This is a genomic window from uncultured Rummeliibacillus sp. (assembly GCF_934216135.1).
In the GTDB taxonomy this organism is placed as follows: domain Bacteria; phylum Bacillota; class Bacilli; order Bacillales_A; family Planococcaceae; genus Rummeliibacillus.
In genome coordinates, this window is sequence record NZ_CAKQBI010000012.1 from 94,900 (window position 1) to 112,821 (window position 17,922).

Annotated in this window: 23 protein-coding genes; 5 read left to right on the top strand and 18 right to left on the bottom strand. The window is 34.8% G+C overall.

Annotated elements, in window-relative coordinates:
• Positions 1-115 precede the first annotated feature (115 nt).
• From Q0977_RS09890 to Q0977_RS09920, 7 genes are all read right to left on the bottom strand, one after another.
• A complete protein-coding gene (locus Q0977_RS09890) occupies positions 116-403 on the bottom strand; it encodes a hypothetical protein (RefSeq protein WP_124217584.1) in 288 nt (95 codons plus the stop codon).
• Between the two features lie 74 nt (positions 404-477).
• Positions 478-723: a stage VI sporulation protein F gene (locus Q0977_RS09895; protein WP_299513229.1), complete on the bottom strand. Its 246-nt coding sequence runs from the start codon at positions 721-723 to the stop codon at positions 478-480.
• Positions 724-734: 11 nt separating this feature from the next.
• The gene (locus Q0977_RS09900) at positions 735-884 is read right to left on the bottom strand and encodes a YjcZ family sporulation protein (protein ID WP_119414670.1); all 150 of its coding nucleotides are present in this window, start codon (positions 882-884) and stop codon (positions 735-737) included.
• Positions 885-949: 65 nt separating this feature from the next.
• The gene (spoVAE, locus tag Q0977_RS09905; protein ID WP_119414669.1) at positions 950-1,315 is read right to left on the bottom strand and encodes a stage V sporulation protein AE; all 366 of its coding nucleotides are present in this window, start codon (positions 1,313-1,315) and stop codon (positions 950-952) included.
• Positions 1,316-1,324: 9 nt separating this feature from the next.
• Positions 1,325-2,329, bottom strand: a complete 1,005-nt coding sequence (locus Q0977_RS09910) for a stage V sporulation protein AD (RefSeq protein ID WP_124217583.1) — start codon at positions 2,327-2,329, stop codon at positions 1,325-1,327.
• Entirely contained in the window at positions 2,329-2,784 is a 456-nt protein-coding gene (spoVAC, locus tag Q0977_RS09915) for a stage V sporulation protein AC (RefSeq protein ID WP_124217582.1), read from the bottom strand. The genes Q0977_RS09910 and spoVAC overlap by 1 nt, the downstream gene beginning before the upstream one ends.
• Positions 2,784-3,191, bottom strand: coding sequence for a YhcN/YlaJ family sporulation lipoprotein (locus Q0977_RS09920; RefSeq protein ID WP_124217581.1), 408 nt, complete (start codon positions 3,189-3,191; stop codon positions 2,784-2,786). Before Q0977_RS09920 ends, spoVAC begins: the two co-directional genes overlap by 1 nt.
• 132 nt (positions 3,192-3,323) lie before the next feature.
• On the opposite strand from Q0977_RS09920, the gene Q0977_RS09925 reads away from it, so the two are divergent.
• Positions 3,324-3,848: a CotY/CotZ family spore coat protein gene (locus tag Q0977_RS09925; RefSeq protein WP_119414665.1), complete on the top strand. Its 525-nt coding sequence runs from the start codon at positions 3,324-3,326 to the stop codon at positions 3,846-3,848.
• A 158-nt stretch (positions 3,849-4,006) separates the two neighbouring features.
• Here Q0977_RS09925 and Q0977_RS09930 read toward each other — a convergent pair whose 3' ends face one another.
• The 6 genes from Q0977_RS09930 to Q0977_RS09955 all read right to left on the bottom strand — a co-directional run bounded on the left by Q0977_RS09930 (position 4,007) and on the right by Q0977_RS09955 (position 8,877).
• Complete coding sequence (locus tag Q0977_RS09930) at positions 4,007-4,402, bottom strand: hypothetical protein (protein WP_119414664.1); 396 nt, start codon at positions 4,400-4,402, stop codon at positions 4,007-4,009.
• A gap of 51 nt (positions 4,403-4,453) precedes the next feature.
• Complete coding sequence (gene mgtE, locus Q0977_RS09935; protein WP_119414663.1) at positions 4,454-5,827, bottom strand: magnesium transporter; 1,374 nt, start codon at positions 5,825-5,827, stop codon at positions 4,454-4,456.
• A gap of 256 nt (positions 5,828-6,083) precedes the next feature.
• Positions 6,084-6,983 (bottom strand): RluA family pseudouridine synthase, encoded by a 900-nt coding sequence (locus tag Q0977_RS09940; protein ID WP_119414759.1) that lies wholly within the window; start codon positions 6,981-6,983, stop codon positions 6,084-6,086.
• Positions 6,983-7,789, bottom strand: a complete 807-nt coding sequence (locus tag Q0977_RS09945; RefSeq protein ID WP_119414662.1) for an NAD kinase — start codon at positions 7,787-7,789, stop codon at positions 6,983-6,985. Before Q0977_RS09945 ends, Q0977_RS09940 begins: the two co-directional genes overlap by 1 nt.
• Positions 7,786-8,466, bottom strand: a complete 681-nt coding sequence (locus Q0977_RS09950) for a GTP pyrophosphokinase family protein (protein ID WP_119414661.1) — start codon at positions 8,464-8,466, stop codon at positions 7,786-7,788. Before Q0977_RS09950 ends, Q0977_RS09945 begins: the two co-directional genes overlap by 4 nt.
• A 21-nt stretch (positions 8,467-8,487) precedes the next feature.
• Entirely contained in the window at positions 8,488-8,877 is a 390-nt protein-coding gene (locus tag Q0977_RS09955) for a hypothetical protein (RefSeq protein WP_299513253.1), read from the bottom strand.
• Positions 8,878-9,086: 209 nt separating this feature from the next.
• Between Q0977_RS09955 and Q0977_RS09960 the strand changes: the two genes are divergently transcribed.
• The 4 genes from Q0977_RS09960 to Q0977_RS09975 all read left to right on the top strand — a co-directional run bounded on the left by Q0977_RS09960 (position 9,087) and on the right by Q0977_RS09975 (position 11,959).
• Entirely contained in the window at positions 9,087-9,680 is a 594-nt protein-coding gene (locus Q0977_RS09960; RefSeq protein WP_299513256.1) for a CYTH domain-containing protein, read from the top strand.
• On the top strand, positions 9,681-10,544 hold the full coding sequence (locus tag Q0977_RS09965) for a lytic transglycosylase domain-containing protein (protein ID WP_119414658.1): 864 nt from the start codon (positions 9,681-9,683) through the stop codon (positions 10,542-10,544).
• 201 nt (positions 10,545-10,745) lie between these two features.
• Entirely contained in the window at positions 10,746-11,144 is a 399-nt protein-coding gene (locus Q0977_RS09970) for a globin (RefSeq protein WP_119414657.1), read from the top strand.
• Positions 11,141-11,959: a DsbA family protein gene (locus Q0977_RS09975; protein WP_119414656.1), complete on the top strand. Its 819-nt coding sequence runs from the start codon at positions 11,141-11,143 to the stop codon at positions 11,957-11,959. The genes Q0977_RS09970 and Q0977_RS09975 overlap by 4 nt, the downstream gene beginning before the upstream one ends.
• 563 nt (positions 11,960-12,522) lie before the next feature.
• On the opposite strand, the gene pepF is transcribed toward Q0977_RS09975, so the two are convergent.
• From pepF to Q0977_RS10000, 5 genes are all read right to left on the bottom strand, one after another.
• Positions 12,523-14,340 carry an oligoendopeptidase F gene (pepF, locus tag Q0977_RS09980; protein WP_299513266.1) on the bottom strand — a complete coding sequence of 606 codons (1,818 nt, stop codon included), beginning with the start codon at positions 14,338-14,340 and terminating at the stop codon, positions 12,523-12,525.
• Between the two features lie 64 nt (positions 14,341-14,404).
• The gene (locus Q0977_RS09985) at positions 14,405-15,613 is read right to left on the bottom strand and encodes a competence protein CoiA (protein ID WP_367269468.1); all 1,209 of its coding nucleotides are present in this window, start codon (positions 15,611-15,613) and stop codon (positions 14,405-14,407) included.
• 144 nt (positions 15,614-15,757) lie between these two features.
• Positions 15,758-16,411 (bottom strand): adaptor protein MecA, encoded by a 654-nt coding sequence (mecA, locus tag Q0977_RS09990; protein WP_119414653.1) that lies wholly within the window; start codon positions 16,409-16,411, stop codon positions 15,758-15,760.
• 383 nt (positions 16,412-16,794) lie between these two features.
• Positions 16,795-17,190 carry a transcriptional regulator SpxA gene (spxA, locus tag Q0977_RS09995; RefSeq protein WP_119414758.1) on the bottom strand — a complete coding sequence of 132 codons (396 nt, stop codon included), beginning with the start codon at positions 17,188-17,190 and terminating at the stop codon, positions 16,795-16,797.
• Positions 17,191-17,707: 517 nt separating this feature from the next.
• On the bottom strand, positions 17,708-17,922 hold a 215-nt coding region (locus tag Q0977_RS10000), incomplete at its 5' end, for a hypothetical protein (RefSeq protein WP_299513269.1).

Below are 17,922 nucleotides of genomic sequence, written 5' to 3' on the forward strand. Positions count from 1 at the left end.
AAAACTACGATGTACTATGAAAAAAATCATAACACATCGTAGCTTTTTATTTGGAAGAAAGTGTAACTAGCTAGTTTGTACCGTTGTTCGAATGATTGTGTTGTTTAATAGATGTCTATACATAAAAATCAAAATATAATCCTCCACCTACAGTATGCCAAAATACCAAATCATCTGAAGAATTATGAGGGGGTATATTTATCATTTTTTTCTTTAAACGGGGTATTTTTCTCCAATATTCCATGTTCGTATAGCTATGTTGCCGATTCATTTGTGGATTAAGTTGATATTGTAGGTTTACATTTTGAACCGGATGAATATAAGAGAAACGCTCTTTCTTTTGCCATGAACGTATCAAATCTTGGTTTGCTTGGAAATTAGGAATTGGTAAAAGATATCCCATTTGAAATCACTCCCTGTAATATATATTTACCTATATGTGAGAGTAGGAACGTATATTACAGGGGCATGATTAAATTACATCATATTTTGAATTTTTCTTAGGTCTAAGGATTTGCCATTTTTAAGAATAGACGCAACAATTTGTTCTTCAAGCTCTTTTGTTACAGGTTTATTTGCAAGCTTAGCAACTTTTCGAACAATTTTACGAACTTGTCGCTCATCTTGAAAATTCGCGTTTTGAATAGCATTAGCTAGTGCGAAGACTTCTTCCATTGGAACTCCCGTTTTCTCTTCGATTCTTCGAAAGAAAGATGGATTCATCTCAACGCCTCCTAGTAGATAAAGCTAGTGCCAACGATAATTAACAAAATGAACAATACAACGATCAAAATGAAAGTTGAACCGCCATAGCCACCGCTATAGCCACCGCCGTAGCCACCGCTGTTGCCACAACCGTATCCATATCCTCCCCATCCTGACATTGCAATCCCTCCTCTCTTTTCTCCCCTATCTTATGCGGAGTTAAAAAGAAGAATCGGGCTTTTAACTAGGGTTGCTGACCTTTTGAACGGAAAATTAAGGCTCCAATCATTCCAAATAAAATAGCTGCACTAATACCAGAGCTTGTTACTTCAAACATACCTGTTAACACACCAATCCAGCCATGTTTTTCAGCTTCTGCAATAGCTCCGTGCGTTAACGAATTTCCAAATGACGTAATAGGGATTGTAGCTCCTGCACCAGCAAAATCAATTAACGGTTCATAAAGATTAAAGCCATCTAATATTGCACCTGTAACGACTAAAATGCTTAAAGTATGTGCAGGAGTCAGTTTGCCAACATCCATTAGCAATTGTCCTATTACACAGATTAAACCGCCTACGATAAAAGCAATTACTATTGAAACGAACATTTATATTCCTCATTTCATTGAAATTTCAATTGCATGAGCCGTACAAGGAATGCTCTCATTTTGCTGTACGGTCAATGGAGAAAGTAGAGCACCTGTTGCTACAGCAAGTACGCGCTCGATTTTCTTTTCGTTTAATTGTTTTAAAATATAACTATAAAACACTGATGCAGAACAACCGGCACCGCTAGCACCAGCTAAAAAAGCCTCGTCATCTCCATAATATTCTGCTCCTGCATCTCTAATTTTTTGGACATCTTGTTTAGCCATTCCCTGCTTTGTAAGCATTTCTTTCAAAATAGGAAGCCCTACTTTTCCAAGATCTCCCGTCATAACTAAATCATAATCCGCAAGTTTTTGACCTCTACCCTTTAAATGTCGAGTTATTGTATCACATGCCGCCGGTGCCATAGCTGCTCCCATATGAAAGGGATCCGTTTGCTGCAAATCGATAACTTTTCCTATGGTTGCAGCCTCCACAGCTGGACTATTCATCTGCCCTTTTGCGATTAAAACATATCCGGCAGCTGTAACAGTCCATTGAGCTGTACCTGGTTTTTGCCCACCATATTCGACTGGGTAACGAAATTGTCGTTCAACAGAATTATGCTGGCTACCTGCCCCAGCAAGTGCATAGCGACTTCCGCCTAATTCTGTTAAAAGAGAAGCGATAATAACACTCGAAACTGCAGTTGCACAGGCAGAGAAAAGTCCAATATAAGGCACTTGTAAAGTTGCTGCAGCAAAATTTGATGGAGTCATCTGATTTACTAAATCTCCACTCATTAAGAAATCCACATCATTTTGTTTAACATTTGCTTTTTTTAGCGCAATTTGACAGGCTTCTTCTACCATTGTTTGATGCCCTTTTTCATTAGAATCCTCATCGGCTCTTTCATTGTCATAAAGTCTGTCGAAATCTTGCGCGAATACGCTATTCTTTTCGACTGGTCCAGCTACAACACCTGATCCAATAATCGCAGGTTTTGAAGGGAAATATATTACACCTTGATCCATCACCAGTTAGCAACCCCCATTGTTACTAAGATTAGCTTTACAAGAGCCACTAAAAAAGCAGAGACAACTCCAAATACAATAACTGAACCTGCTAATTTGAAGATATTCCCGCCTACGCCTAAGACAAATCCTTCTGTTTTGTGCTCTATTGCCGCAGAAATAACCGCATTACCAAACCCTGTAACAGGTACAGCTGAACCTGCACCAGCAAATTGTCCAATCTTTTTATACAGACCAAATCCTGTTAAAAGCATAGCGATGAAAATCATCGTAGCTACTGTCGGATTCCCTGCAGTTTTCTCTGTAAAATTAAAATAGCTTATATAAATATAAGTTATAAGCTGACCAACCGTGCAAAAAATGCCACCAACAAGAAAAGCTTTTAAACAATTTTTTAAAATTGAAGGTTTCGGTGAAATCGATTGTTGTAAATTATCGTATTGTTTTTGATCCATTACGTTTCCTCCTTCTCAAGCTTTTTAAGATCTTTTATTTTCTTATCTAGCTTTTTTTCACTCAATTGTTTTTTTGCCAATTTATCGGTTTCCATAATAAGTTTCAAGTCTGTACTTACGACTACATTTCTATCGGGTAAAGCCTTTTTAACTTCCTTTTTCCACTTTTTTTCATATTTCTGTTTGTTCCATTTTGAAAATGGTTTTACCTCTATACCAACTATGGCCGAATCCTTTGTGAAAACTGCTGTAACCCTTTTTACGTGTTTATCCTCCTTTAGTATTTGCTCGATCTTCTGTTGTTGTTGCTGATACTCTTCTTTGTTATTGGTTGCCATGAAATCATTTTTTCCATTGTTACAACCAACCAAAATGAGTATTACTAATAGTCCAAACCATTTTTTCATATTTTTTCATCTCACCCTTTTAGTTTTAGTATGTCGATTTTTAGATAAAAATATTCAAACGTGACAACAGCCCGAGCCTATTATTGTCAAACTCATATGGTATAGAGAGCTGAAAAGAGGAGGTGAAAGTTGATGGGTTGTTGTGGAAAAGAAAGTTCAAGTTTTAGTGGTCCAGTACATTCCAAAAACTGCGTATGTGATGTAGTGCGTGCTATTTTAGATATTCAAACACAAGGTGCAAATGATGATTGTGATTGCCCCACTAATTGCTTTTTAGAGCCACTAGGAGGTTTAGTAAACCCTGCTAGAACAAATGCAGATACTCGAGTATTCATGTTATTAGGAAAGGACGGTACGCCATTCAAAGCTTTCTTCAGAGATATTATTGGAAATACAAGTACAGATTGCAGATGCTTCTCTGTATTCTTCCGAGTTGAAGATGTATTCGATAATTGCTGTGCAACTTTAAGAGTATTAGAGCCACTTGACAGAAATGGTGGTGAAGTGGATATTCTTAATGATGACGGAACAAAAGTTGATTTACACAAACTATGTAAAGTAAGAAACTTTAACCGTACAAATAGTTGTATTACTGTAGATTTAACTTGCTTCTGTGGCGTACAATGTATCCGTGATGTAGATTTGGATATTTGCTAAGATTTACAAGGTGAGACAGCGTCGGAATACAGGAGTGGTTGGAACTATCAATCACTCCTTCTTATTATTAGGTAAAAAAAAACGAGTTCAGAAGAATAAATTCTGATACTCGTTTTAATATGCAATTATTATTTAATTGTATACATACTACACTTTTGCTAACTATCTAAAAATGATTTTCCACGCCATAGTAAATCCTTTAAATCTGCAACTGGAATGGCTTGAACATCATCATCAGTTGTTCTAATTAGTACTTGCTGCTTTTCAACATTGAGTTCGTAAACTTCTCCTGGAATTTCTCTGCCATCATTTACGATGAATACAAGAGGTTGGTAGACCTTTTGTTGAAAGGGCCTAGATAAAAACAAAAGCTTCTCTTTTCGTTTTCGCCATTCACCAGTATCTAAAATAGCATTTGTTTCTTCCGTCTCTAGATGTTCTTCCTCAAATTTAACTTCTTCCATATCTACTTCAAATTGAGCATGAGATAATACGTCAATTTCTTTGAAAACTGCAGGTGGGCTCTTCACGAAAAGGAGTGGGCGATTTACCACAATTACACTTCCTTTTTTTATTTTTATACTATGCCCGATTTTCAAAATGTTTCACATTAGATGGTTTATAAACATTGTAGCAATTCCAAGATAAATGACGATACTTGTTATGTCATTCAAAGTTGTGATAAATGGTCCCGACGCAACTGCTGGGTCTATATTCAAACGATGCATCAATAATGGAATAAATGAGCCTGCCAAAGTTGCGACGACAATAGAACAACAGATTGCTACACCAACTAGTATGCCTAATAATAAAGTATGCTGCCAAAAATATACAATACAAAAAGCGACGACACCACACACAAGCCCCATAATCATTCCCGTAACTAATTCACGGAATATTAACTTAAGCTTACTCTGTTCTTCCACATCCCCTGTTGCAATACCTCGAACCGCAACGGCTAATGCCTGTGTTCCGCTATTTCCTGACGTACCACCGATTAATGGGATAAATGCTGCAAGCAATGCTACCTTTTCAAGCGTCCCTGTGAATAAATCTATTAAATTAGCTGTTAGCATTCCTAAAAACAATAGAACAACAAGCCAAGGCAATCGTTTTTTTGCTGCTGCAAATGGATTGGTATCAAAATTATCCATATCAGATACCCCAGCCAGTTTAGAATAGTCTTCCGATGCTTCTTCATCAATAACATCAATAATATCATCGACAGTAATAATCCCTAACATTTCATTTTTAGAATTGATAACTGGAACAGCCAAGAAATTGTAGTCTTTCATAATTTGTGCAACATCTTCCTGGTCATCGGTCACATTTACACTAACGACGCGTTCGTTCATAATTTCATGAATCAGTGTGTCTTCTTCTGCAATAATTAGGTCACGTAATGAGATTACACCTGTCAGATGATTCGTATCATCGACCACAAAAATATAGTAAATCGTTTCCGCTTCAGGTGCTGCATTACGTAGAATAGTCATCGCAGATCTTACGGTAGAGTTTTCAGGAATTGCAACATATTCAGTTGTCATAATCGAACCAGCTGTATATTCTTCATAATGTAACAAGTCTTTTATATCTTGTGCAGATTCGTTATCCATTATTTGAAGGAAATGACTGATTTGATCCTTATCTAATTCATTTAATACATCGACCGCATCATCTGTATACATTTCTGCTATCATTACTGCAGCATAATCCGGTGACATTTCTTCCAAGAAACCTTTATATTCGTTATCATCAAGATCAAGAGCTTCGAAAATCTCAGCCATCTCTTTTGGGGACAAATACTGATAAATAATCTGTCGTATATCAGGTTCCACCTTCTCATAAAACTGTGCCTGATCATACGGATGAAGTGACAAATATTGATCTCTAAAAGTTGTTGGCGAATCAGTTTGTAATAACCCACGTAATTGCTCTTCATCAAATTGTACTTCATCTTTTTTTGCTTCGTCTATCATGCATTGTCCCCTCCTCTCGACGTTTATATTTTTTAGGACACCTTATAATAATAATTCGAACATTACATAAGGACAATTATTTTTTTAAATATATTGTTACAACTTAAATAGTAACATTAGATGTTACTTATACTCAAATAACATTTTCTTCATTCCCTAGGAAATACATTTAAAAGTAAAAACTTTATATTAAATAATAAAAATAGAAAAGGCGTTGTCTACTTTAAGACAACACCCAAATCAGGTTAACCTATAATCATTCGTATATTCGCCTTATATCTTCAGGAAATTCGCTTGTCCATTTTAAAGTCTGACCATTTAGTGGATGTAGCAGTTCGAGTTCTACACAATGCAATGCTTGTCTTGCTACTAACTCTCTTTTACCACCATATAAATCGTCTCCCAATAACGGATGACCAATAGAAGCCATGTGTACTCTAATTTGGTGCGTACGTCCTGTGTGCAAGTTCAATCTTACATGACTTATATCTTCACCATGAATACGATATCGATTGAGTACTTGTACATCTGTATGTGCAAACTTACCGTCTTCTCTTACTTCTCTTTCAATAATGCTTCCGTCTTTTCTCCCAATGGGAGCAATTATTTGAAGAAAGTCTTCAGATATTTCCCCGTGTACGAGCGCTTCATATGTTCGATGAATCTCACGTTTCTTTTGCGCTTCACTCATTAAATGATGGATATGACGATGTTTTGCTATACACATTAGCCCTGATGTATCTCTATCTAATCTAGTAACTACATGCACAGTAGAACGAATTTGTTGCTCTTTTAAATGTGCTGCTACAAAGTTAGCGATGCTACCTGTTGGATGATCATGTGAAGGAATTGTACTTTGATAGGGTGGCTTTTCCAAAATGAGTAATACATCATCCTCGTATTTTATAGCTAATTCTCCACTTTCAGGAAGCAGTCCATCACTGATTTCCTCCATAGGAAAAATAACTGTAACTTCATCTCCTATATTCAAAGGAAAACGTACATTCTGCTCTTTTCCATTCACAAGTAATGCTCCACCTTGAAATTTAATCGCTGTTAACGCTCTTTTTGAAACGCCTATATCAGCCAATGCTTCCCTTAATAATTGTTGCTCTTTTTGTGCAGTAAAGGTTAAACGATATCGTAAATCTTGCATCAATCTTTCAAATCACTATCGATAAAGGAATCATGAACACGTTGCCAGAACGGGAAAGCTTTAAAGCGAGCAAAACGTATCTTTTCTTTGGCAACGCGATATTGAATTGACTTTACATTTTTATGCAACAATTGCACATGATCCACAGTTACCATAAAGTCTTCTGCTTTTACCGGTTTGAGGATACATTTATGATGTGCAGGCAAAACAAGAGAGGAGCCTACCGTTCTGAAAACACGGTTATTAATCGAAGCCATTTCCGTAAGTTGTAATGCTTGCAATGATGGATGTAAGATGGCTCCGCCTAATGCTTTGTTATAAGCTGTACTACCCGAAGGTGTTGATATACAAAGGCCATCTCCACGAAATCTTTCAAATGGGCGACCATTTAGTTCAACATCCATTACGAGTGTAACTTCAGGTGATTTAACAGTGGATTCATTTAAAGCCAGATAGGTATAACAATCATCGCTATTTTGATAGTTAATCTTCACTTCTAATAATGGATATTCAATAACTTTAAACTCACCTTTTGCAATTGAAATGACTAGTTTTTCAATTTCACTTGGTTTCCAATCTGCATAGAAGCCAAGATGACCTGTATGAATTCCGACAAATGCAACTTCAGATAGCATATGGGTATAGCGGTGGAACGCATGTAATAACGTTCCATCACCTCCAATAGATAGTACGATGTCCGGTTTTTCTTCATCAACTTCTAAGCCAAAATCAGTTAAATAGTTCGTAGCACATTCCATTAGTTCGTTAGACAATGGGTCATTGCGGGATTGAATAGCGAATCTCATTGGTACTCTCTGTCCCCTTTCGGATGATTTTGGCGTACTTTAGGTTTTGAAGCTTCTTTATATTCTGTGAAATATTGTTGTGCTTCCCTGATTTCTTCTCGTATTTCAGACATCTCTTCGTCGAGTTTAAATGCTGCTTCTGCCGCACTTTGCAGACGATTTTTTATTTCCTTAGGAAATACACCTTTATATTTATAATTCAATGAATGTTCAATCGATGCCCAGAAATTCATCGCAAGGGTGCGAATTTGAATTTCTGCTAAAATCACTTTTTCTCCTTGAATTGTCCCAACAGGGTATTCAATAATCATATGATAAGACCGATATCCACTCTTTTTAACATTTGTGATATAGTCTTTTTCCTCAATGATATGTAAATCATTTCGTTGTCTTAGTAATTCAATAACAGTTGGTATGTCATCTACAAACTGGCACATAATACGAACCCCTGCAATATCTTGTAATTCATGTGCAAGTGTATCCGATGGCTCAAATACTAATCCTTTTTCTAATGTCTTATCATAAATACTCGCAAGTGGTTTTACTCGTCCAGTGACAAATTCTATAGGTGATGTCGTGTTCGATTTTTCGAATTGCGCACGTATCCCTTTTAATTTTATTTTTAGTTCGTCCACTGCTTGCTTATAGGGCTGTAAAAAGCGATCCCATTGTCCCATGATAAGTCCCCCTAACAAAATTTAGGCTTCACTTAATAGTTCTGCAAAGGTTTCTTCGACTGTACTTGTAAAAACCTCTCCATAATTATAGTTACCTTCAATATTATATATAAGTGATTGTAATTCATCCTGAAAGTTGACCAATTCAATCGCCTCAGTTCCACAGTTTAACATAGGAATTGCTTTTGATTGTAACGTTTCTACTAATAATGGCCAAACTGATTGTGGAAATTTCACATAACTATACTCAGTTTCCTCATCCATTAAATAAATAAATGCCAATTCATCTGAATCAGCAATTATACGACCTGAGGCTTGCCAATTTTTCACTTGGTCTTTTGGATTTTGTAACTCAAAATAGATATGTGAATCTTGAAGTGTTCCTTTTTCGACTATATAAGTTTTACGCAAAGTCAATCTTCCTTTCTGTGAATCTGCTATCTATTTTATCATAGGCTTATTCAAATCTAATCATTTTTTCAGGATATTTGTCATGTATTTTCAATTTAAAGTGAAACTACATATAACAACGATTTACTGACCAATAATACGGACGGGCTGTACATTGCAATTTGTTATAAAATTCCTTTATAATTCATAAATAGAAAGGGTGTCCTAAAATGACCCAACAATTAGAAATTGAATTTAAAAACATGTTAACAAAAGAGGAATTTTCACGTCTTTGCACTACATTTAATCTAACCGATGAAAATTTCCATTCTCAAACAAATCATTATTTTGATACCAAAGATTTTGCGCTAAAAAATTTAAAATCCGGTCTACGAATTCGTGAAGTTCAAGATTGTTTCGAGTGTACATTAAAAGAACCCGCAATTGGGATTGGCTTAACAGAAACAACCGATTTACTTTCAAAAAAAGAAGTTCAATCTATTTTGTCTGGTAATTCTGTCCTTCATGCTCATGAAGTAGAGGGTAGACTACAAGCATTGGCAATAGATCCACACGATTTAAAAATTTTGGGTACACTCCAAACAAAACGTGCCGAAATAAAATATGAAGGCGGTCTATTAGTATTCGACCATTCTCAATATGCCGGAACGGATGATTACGAGTTAGAATATGAGGTTTTAAATGAGGAAACTGGGAAAGTAATTTTTGACCGTTTCCTAGCACTCCATTCGATACCACGTAGACCAGCTGACAAAAAAATTGCTCGTTTTATGAGCGTCGTGAAGAAGAAACGAGGTTTATAGATGGATATTCAATCATTAGCACAACTTCAAGCATTACAGAGCACCAATTCTTATGACACTAGCGCAACAAATAATGCAACTTCCTCAACATCTGACGTATTTGCACAAATGTTGTCGCAATTGACATCATCTAATTCAGCAAGTGCAACGCAAATGCTTGGCTTAACAAATGCTCTTTCAAATAGTAATGATGCAACTAATTTAATGCAACTTTTAAGTAATGGACTAAATGGGAACTTATTTAACAGTGGTTCTTCAAGTAACTATAGCCAGTTACTTGGCAGTGGTAGCTCAGCATACTCAAATTATAGTCAAATCTTAAATAGTTTAAGTAGTGCACCTGCTACTACAAATAATTCGCTTTATTATAATGGTACATCGCCTGTTTATACCCCTTCATCTGTATTGAGTAATTATGTGAACAATTACAACAACCTAACAAGCAGTACTATAAACCCGCAAGTGGGAACGAAAAGTGTATCATCTAATACAAATTATGATGCAATTATAAAAAAAGCATCCGAAACATATGGTATACCTGAAAAGTTGATTAAATCCGTTATTAAACAAGAATCAGGATTTAATAATAATGCAACAAGCTCAGCTGGTGCTGGTGGATTGATGCAACTAATGCCTGCCACAGCCAAATACTTAGGTGTTAGCAACGTATATGATGCCGAGCAAAATATTATGGGAGGCACCAAATATTTAAAGCAACTATCGAACAAATTTAACGGAAACTACAATTTAATGTTAGCTGCCTATAATGCCGGACCTGGTAACGTAACAAAATACGGTGGTATTCCACCATTTAAAGAAACTCAAAATTACGTTAATAATATTATGAGTACATACAAAGCTTAATAACATAATTTTTAAAATTGCCAATAACTTCGCATCTACCCATCCATTATTTTTATTTTTTAGAATGGCTCTAAATGCGACAATTATTGGCTTTTTTCATCATAAAATATGAAATTTAAAATAGAGACCGAGTGATTTGTTTGAGAAAATACATAGAGGTTGCTAAAATAGAATTACAGCTAAAGCAAAGGAGAATCATCTATGACGCAAAAACCTATCATTCCTTATGAGGAAATTGGTAAAGAAAAACTTAATAAATTAATTGATATTTTCTATTCCAAAGTCGCTAAAAATCCGAAGCTAAAGCCTATATTTCCTGAAGATTTAACTGAAACAGCTCGAAAACAAAAGCAATTTCAGACACAATATTTAGGTGGCCCGAATATTTATACAGAAGAGCATGGTCATCCAATGCTAAAAGCACGACATATGCCATTTAAAGTTACACCAGAACGTGCGCAAGCATGGTTAGAGTGTATGTCCGAGGCAATGGATGAGGTAGGTTTAGAAGGTAAATTCCGTGAAATTTATTATAAACGTCTTGTCCTTACAGCGCATCATATGATTAACTCTCCGGATGACGAGGAGGTTTTAGAGTGAACAATATTCACTATCTAGCCGAAAAGCCTGTAGTATCTCCATCTACTACTTTAAGCAAACCCATTGAACTCTATGTTTTCATGGATTTGTTATCTCGTGGTAGTTGGGAACTTCAGTCATTAATTCGTCAATTGCAGATAAGTTACGGTCAATACTTTTCACTTCGAATTGTTTTGAGCACTGAACTCAACTCTTTGAACACAGCTTGCCAACGTATTAATAGTTGTGAGTCTCATGAGGATCTTGTCGATGTTGCTCATCCTGTCCTTCCTTCAATTGCAGTAAAAGCTGCTGAACTACAAGGAAAAAAAGCTGGATATCGCTATATGATGAAACTTCAAGAATACGCTTTGATTGATACAAAGAATGTCTGCCAATGTAGTACATTACAAGAAATTGCTATCGAAACCGGCTTAGATATTGAAGAATTCCAATCTGACTTTCTTTCAATAGAAGCATCCCGTGCTTTCCAAAGTGATTTATGTATTACTCGTGAAATGGAAGTCGAAGAAGTACCGAGTTTTGTATTCTTCAATGAAAATATAGAAGATGCTGGATTAAAAGTTTCTGGTTCTTATTCCTATGAAGTTTATGAAAGAATTTTAGAAGAATTACTTGATGAAAAGTTGGTTTGTCAACAGCCACCTTCAGTAGAAGATCTATTCCATCGCTATCATACTTTAACAACTAAAGAAGTTGCTGCTATTTATAATATCTCTCTGAATACAGCCGAACGCGAACTTAAGAAAAAAATGCTCCAACAAAAACTTGATCGAGTAAACTGTGATGAATTATCGCTCTGGCGTTTAAAATAAATCATTAAATTCCAAGGTTGATATAGCTCAACCCAATAATTAAGGGAAATTGCACTATGCAATTTCCCTTTGGTGTTTTATATATCATAAACTATACGATATTAGAAGTTCTTCTTCTCACGTATAGTTACTATGTCATCTTTCGATAAAAAACAAAAGAAGCACCTCTACGGGAGATGCTTCTTTTCACAAAGGGGATGGGAGAAATGTTCACGTTCAAACAAAGGGGTGTATGTTTGTTTGTGATTTATTTCACATCTACACTTTAGCATGAATATACTCTTATATCAACGTTTCAAGCTTATATTCACAAAGTTGTCATATAGTAAGCGATTACAATGGAAATTCAATTTTTTTATGTATAAAATGTCATGTAATTGTCAATTAATATAAGTCATAGGTCGAACTACTTATTTCGAGACTCATATTTAAGCCACAACCTATGTGCCGAGGATGCATTGGTCCATCACGGAGCAGCATTATTATACATTGTAAATATTTAGTATAGAAGAAGGGGTGCCCACAAGTTTTCGACTTATGGAACACCCCTCATATAAATTTTCTTATTCAGCTAATAGTTTTTCAAGTTCATCTAGATTACGTTCAAATACTTTACAAGCTTCAACGATTGGAGAAGCAGATTCCATATCTACCCCAGCTGCTTTCAACACATTAATAGGATAATCCGAGCAACCAGCTTTTAAGAACTTATTAATATAACGTTCTACAGCTGTATTACCTTCAGAAAGGATTTGTGAACTTAGAGCAATTGCTGCGCTCTTACCTGTTGCGTATTGATATACATAATAATTGTAGTAGAAGTGAGGAATACGTGCCCATTCTAAGCCGATTTCATCGTCTACTACCATATCTTCGCCAAAGTATAGCTTATTTAAATCATAGTACACTTTAGTCATACTTTCAGCAGTAAGTGCTTCCCCTTTTTGATCCATCTCATGAATGATATGTTCAAACTCAGCAAACATTGTTTGACGAATAATTGTACCGCGGAATCCTTCCAACCAATGATTCAAAATGTAAATTCTTGTTTTAGGATCATCAATTGTTTTTAACAAATAATCATTTAATAACTCTTCGTTACAAGTAGAAGCTACTTCTGCAACAAAAATAGAATAATCGCCGTAGACAAACGGTTGGTTATTTCGAGTATAGTAACTGTGAACGCTATGTCCAAATTCATGAACAAGCGTGAAGAGATTATCTAAGTTATTTTGCCAGTTCAATAATATATATGGATTTGTACCATATGAACCTGATGAATAAGCGCCACTACGTTTTCCTTTACTTTCTAATACGTCTACCCAGCGGTCTTCAAGTGCCTTTTTAATAATCCCTACATAATCATCACCCATTACACTTAAAGCTTTTAACATATGACCTTTTGCTTCTTCATATGTCATATCAATTTTAGATTCTGGTACAAGTGGTGTATAAACATCCCACATATGCAATTCATCAACACCAAGAATTTTCTTGCGCAATGAAATATAACGATGCATTAAAGGTAAATATTGATGAATCGTTTCAATTAGTTGATCGTACACTTTTTCAGGAATACTATTTGCTGACATCGCAGCTTGACGAGCAGAATCATAATGACGGATACGAGCACTAACATTATGTGCTTTAACATTTCCTGATAGTGTAGCAGCAAATGTATTTTTGAAACTGCCATAAGTACCATACATTGCATGGAATGCTTCTTCACGTACAGAACGATCTTTACTTTCTAGGAAGTGAACATAGTTTCCGTGTGTTAATGGTACTTCGTTACCATCTTCGTCTTTAATATTTGGGAACTCTAAATCTGCATTATTTAACATACTAAATGTGTTAGATGAAGCACTTGTCACTTCTGACATTTGAGACAGTAATGCTTCTTGTTCAGCTGGTAAGATGTGAGGTCTTTCTTTATTGATTTCTTCAATTTCTTGTTTATATAATTGAAGCTCTTCATTTTCTTTTAAGTAACTATTTATAACAGCTTCGTCTAATGATAAAATTTCAGGTGTTAAGAATGATAGACTTGTTGAGATTTGAGCATATAATGTTTGGGCACGGCTATCCATTGCTTGATAAGTAGAATTAGTTGTATCTTGGTCATTACGCATATGAGAATATGCATAGAGCTTGCCTAATTTAAGATATACATCGTCGCGGAAACGAAGTACTTTTAACAAAGCTTCCGCACCATCTTTGATCGTACCTTGAAAAGTAGCAGCTTCTTTACCTAGTTCGCTAATTTCTTTATAGGCTTTTTCCCATTCAGCATCTGTTTCGAAAATATCTTCTAATTTCCAAGTAAGTTCAGTTGGTACCTCCTCTCTTGTTAATACTTTTGTTTGTTGATTTTCAGCCATAATATGACCTCCCAAATTTAATTTGTTCCTATAAAATGAGTACTCTCATATTTTCTCAATTTTCTTAACGCTTTGCAAGAAATTGGGCATATAGAAGCTTTAATAGTATTTTTTCATTGAATTTACTTTGCATACATGTTATCCCTAAATTTTTTAGTATAAAATTGTAATTTTTCACTGATTGCTCAGCCTCATGATTCAAAAATAATGTAGGATATCTTTTACTAAATTCGTAAATCGTTCTCGTGGAAAGAAAAGTGAACTGTTCTCCCTTCTCTACTAGAAACATGAGCCAAAGTAATTGCCATTCTGCATCCACTACAGAAAAATGGATATTCTTTGCAACAGGGATTCCTATAAACAAAGGCAACTTTTCAGCTTGAATACGGAGAAAATAACATGCGCGTAAAAATGGATCCTGTACACCCTTTTTACTCAGCAATAACCGTCGGCTCAAAAATAGTTTTCTTTCTTGCTTCCATAATTGCCAATAGATTTGAAAATCAGATTCCGATAGTTGTTTCGCAGTTAAAAAAGGGAAATGTTGTGCATCTAATGATAAATGCTGTACGTTGCCTATAAAACGATATCCTCCAAGTGGGACTAAATGAGAAAAATAAACAAAAGACTCAGCTTCGGGATTAAAAGTCATCATATGTGCATCGTCTTGGGTATATGTGATAAACCGCTGTTTAAATGGGGAAATTTTAAGTAGTTGTATACCATTTCGATAAGGTTGTTTGTCTTTTGGGGTTTGTAAAATCCAAATAGGAATTATATCTTCTTTCAAATAGCCTTCTGTACGAGATTCCATTTTGGGGATAGGAATCGTACTACATTGAAACTCAACTGCATATTTCATGGCGTTATATTCAATTAGCAAATCTGGGCGTTGTGCTAATTCTTTTAAATAAGGTTCAAGTTGAACGTTCAAGTTCAGTTTTCGAAACTTTTCGTATAATAACTGCTTTCCTAATAAATGTGTAGTTGTTTCACCTTCTGAAAACAACCCTTTACACTTACTGTTCTTTTGATGAGCAAAATGTGGGATTACAACTTGTCCTATTCTCATCAGTAATGGCTCCTGACACTGCGGACAATAAAACTTCTCTCTCCTCCTCAATTCTATTAATTCGTCATATTCTATATTTCTAGTTAATGTGATCATCCGTTTTTGATCATTAATCGCTGTTAAAATATAATCACCCCCTCTATTAAATTTTATGAATAATCTCTCTATTTTGCAATAGTGTATAAGAATGCACTTTTTGATTAAAAAAAGAAGCTATTTGAAAATGAATTAATCCATTTTCTAATAGCTTCTATTGTATTTATACTGCAGAAACTCATTGGTTATATTTGCATACCGATAAACAAGTATTGTTATTCTTTTTACCCATTGAGTTCAATTTTTCATTTAAAAATATTTTCGGACATTTTCAAAGCAATTTTCTTCCATTATTACTTTTCCATACTCTTCTAATACATGGATTGTCTTATCTGCTTCATCTGCAAATTCTGAAATAACACTTAGATAATTCTCTAAATCTCCCATTAAACAATCTTCATCAAATTCGACATGCAAGTAAAACTTTCCGTCCATTTCATATAAAGAATTGTCAAAATCGGCCTCTTTCGGCATTCTGTAGGCTATATCAATAATATCATCAAATTGGTTTAGTTCGAACGTATAGCCATCGAAGATTTCATCTGATTCACCAAAAAATTCATTAAACTCATCTGGTTTTATGTCCACACCACTAAAGGCATTTTCAAAAAACTTTCTTTTATCTTCTAAATTTGAAGGCAGGTCTAGTAATCCATCCGAGTTCAATTTGGCAGTAGTGACTGTTAATTCAAGTCCGTTTTCTTTTGCTACAACTTGAATCCATAATGGACCGTCCATTTCAAAATCTATATCGTCATTAATCTCTTCCATCATTACCCAGAAGAGTTCTTCGCCTTTTTCTCGGTTATACCATATTTCATCTTTCGTGAAACCGCGTTCTTCAATGTCAAGATAAGAAATGAAGAGTTTTAGTGTATTCTCATTAATGCGTTCCATATCCATATTACACAACTCCCTCCGGTCACTACTTCTAAAAAAGATTTGTCTGTTAGCCAGATTCTTGAAGGTGTACCATATAAACAGCGTCTCTTACTATTGTATGACGAGATGACGAAAAATGAAAAGAATAAATCTTAGGAAATAACAATAGTATATGAAATATAATAGAGTATGTTGATAAAAGCTTCAGAAAAATTAATGTTACTTATTTCATATTACCATACTGCTATAAAATATAAGTTGACACAGAGGTAATTTTCTTCATCCTAAACATACTTTTCAGCTATGTTCAACTTCAAAATTGATCAGACTAAATAAAAAAGCTAAAACCCCAGCCTTTTCGGGAGCTCTAGCTTAGCTTGTACATATATTCTCCAACTATACGATTAGTTCACCATTTTTTGGGCTTCTTGTAATTGGTAAGCACGTACTTTCCTTGGTAAGAAACGTCTAATTTCATCCTCGTTATAACCAACTTGAAGACGTTTTTCATCTAAAATAATTGGACGACGCAATAGCCCTGGATTTTCTTGAATTAATTCATATAATTTTTGTAATGGAAGAGATTCTAAATCCACTTTTAGCTTTTGGAAAATTTTAGAACGAGTAGAGATAATTTCGTCTGTTCCATCTTCAGTCATTCGTAAGATTTCTTTAATTTCACTAATACTTAGAGGCTCAGCAAAAATGTTACGTTCTTTATAAGGAATCTCATGTTCTTCCAACCACGCTTTTGCTTTTCTACATGAAGTACAACTTGGTGATGTAAATAATGTAACCATCATATCAAACACACCCTTTCAAATAGTAAGTAATTATATAAACATTTATCTATTTTTAAATTAGAATTACTCTAATAAAGAAGTCTAACATCATTATACAACATATTTTCTCATTTGGATATACACAAAAAAGAAATAATTTCAATTGATTTATGTCTTTTATTTCTATAACAATAAGCATTTTATATTATTTATCAGGCTCAATTCTCACTTACAATATTACTATAGCCAAAAACATTAAACTTTAATCACTGAGAAAAAAATAAAATTATTCTCATTTAGAAACACGAAATTGAAAATAGATAATCTTCTAAATATACATACGATTCATTTCGAAAAAAGGTTTCATTTTTTTGATTTTTTATAATGTTTAGGTGGACAAATCAATATAAAAAATGAAAAGAGGCTGAGACAAAAGAGCTTTAGCTAATTAAAAATCCGAACAATAATGTGAAATTCTATTTAGTGCTTCACATTTGTTCGGATTTTCTTTTTAATATTTTTAACCTTTAATAACTCATCGTAATATTATTTTCTGTGTTCCGTTCCAGATGGCGCTTTCCGCGGGCTTGGCTTCAATCTCCTCGTCACTAAAAACCGTGTGCTCCTGCATCGCTTCGCTAGCTTCGTCGCAGAAAATCCCTTTTGCAAAGACGAGGGCACTGAAAAACTTGCGTTTTTTAGTTGTGTAAATGAAATTCAATACAAAAAAAGCCAATTGCCGTCTTATTT

What these genes read in the sequence shown, in the direction of transcription:
- Q0977_RS09890 (WP_124217584.1), bottom strand. Translation starts at nt 403, where the DNA reads ATGGGATATCTTTTACCAATTCCTAATTTCCAAGCAAACCAAGATTTG.
- Q0977_RS09895 (WP_299513229.1), bottom strand. Translation starts at nt 723, where the DNA reads ATGAATCCATCTTTCTTTCGAAGAATCGAAGAGAAAACGGGAGTTCCA.
- Q0977_RS09900 (WP_119414670.1), bottom strand. Translation starts at nt 884, where the DNA reads ATGTCAGGATGGGGAGGATATGGATACGGTTGTGGCAACAGCGGTGGC.
- spoVAE (WP_119414669.1), bottom strand. Translation starts at nt 1,315, where the DNA reads ATGTTCGTTTCAATAGTAATTGCTTTTATCGTAGGCGGTTTAATCTGT.
- Q0977_RS09910 (WP_124217583.1), bottom strand. Translation starts at nt 2,329, where the DNA reads ATGGATCAAGGTGTAATATATTTCCCTTCAAAACCTGCGATTATTGGA.
- spoVAC (WP_124217582.1), bottom strand. Translation starts at nt 2,784, where the DNA reads ATGGATCAAAAACAATACGATAATTTACAACAATCGATTTCACCGAAA.
- Q0977_RS09920 (WP_124217581.1), bottom strand. Translation starts at nt 3,191, where the DNA reads ATGAAAAAATGGTTTGGACTATTAGTAATACTCATTTTGGTTGGTTGT.
- Q0977_RS09925 (WP_119414665.1), top strand. Translation starts at nt 3,324, where the DNA reads ATGGGTTGTTGTGGAAAAGAAAGTTCAAGTTTTAGTGGTCCAGTACAT.
- mgtE (WP_119414663.1), bottom strand. Translation starts at nt 5,827, where the DNA reads ATGATAGACGAAGCAAAAAAAGATGAAGTACAATTTGATGAAGAGCAA.
- Q0977_RS09940 (WP_119414759.1), bottom strand. Translation starts at nt 6,983, where the DNA reads ATGCAAGATTTACGATATCGTTTAACCTTTACTGCACAAAAAGAGCAA.
- Q0977_RS09945 (WP_119414662.1), bottom strand. Translation starts at nt 7,789, where the DNA reads ATGAGATTCGCTATTCAATCCCGCAATGACCCATTGTCTAACGAACTA.
- Q0977_RS09950 (WP_119414661.1), bottom strand. Translation starts at nt 8,466, where the DNA reads ATGGGACAATGGGATCGCTTTTTACAGCCCTATAAGCAAGCAGTGGAC.
- Q0977_RS09960 (WP_299513256.1), top strand. Translation starts at nt 9,087, where the DNA reads ATGACCCAACAATTAGAAATTGAATTTAAAAACATGTTAACAAAAGAG.
- Q0977_RS09965 (WP_119414658.1), top strand. Translation starts at nt 9,681, where the DNA reads ATGGATATTCAATCATTAGCACAACTTCAAGCATTACAGAGCACCAAT.
- Q0977_RS09970 (WP_119414657.1), top strand. Translation starts at nt 10,746, where the DNA reads ATGACGCAAAAACCTATCATTCCTTATGAGGAAATTGGTAAAGAAAAA.
- pepF (WP_299513266.1), bottom strand. Translation starts at nt 14,340, where the DNA reads ATGGCTGAAAATCAACAAACAAAAGTATTAACAAGAGAGGAGGTACCA.
- mecA (WP_119414653.1), bottom strand. Translation starts at nt 16,411, where the DNA reads ATGGATATGGAACGCATTAATGAGAATACACTAAAACTCTTCATTTCT.
- spxA (WP_119414758.1), bottom strand. Translation starts at nt 17,190, where the DNA reads ATGGTTACATTATTTACATCACCAAGTTGTACTTCATGTAGAAAAGCA.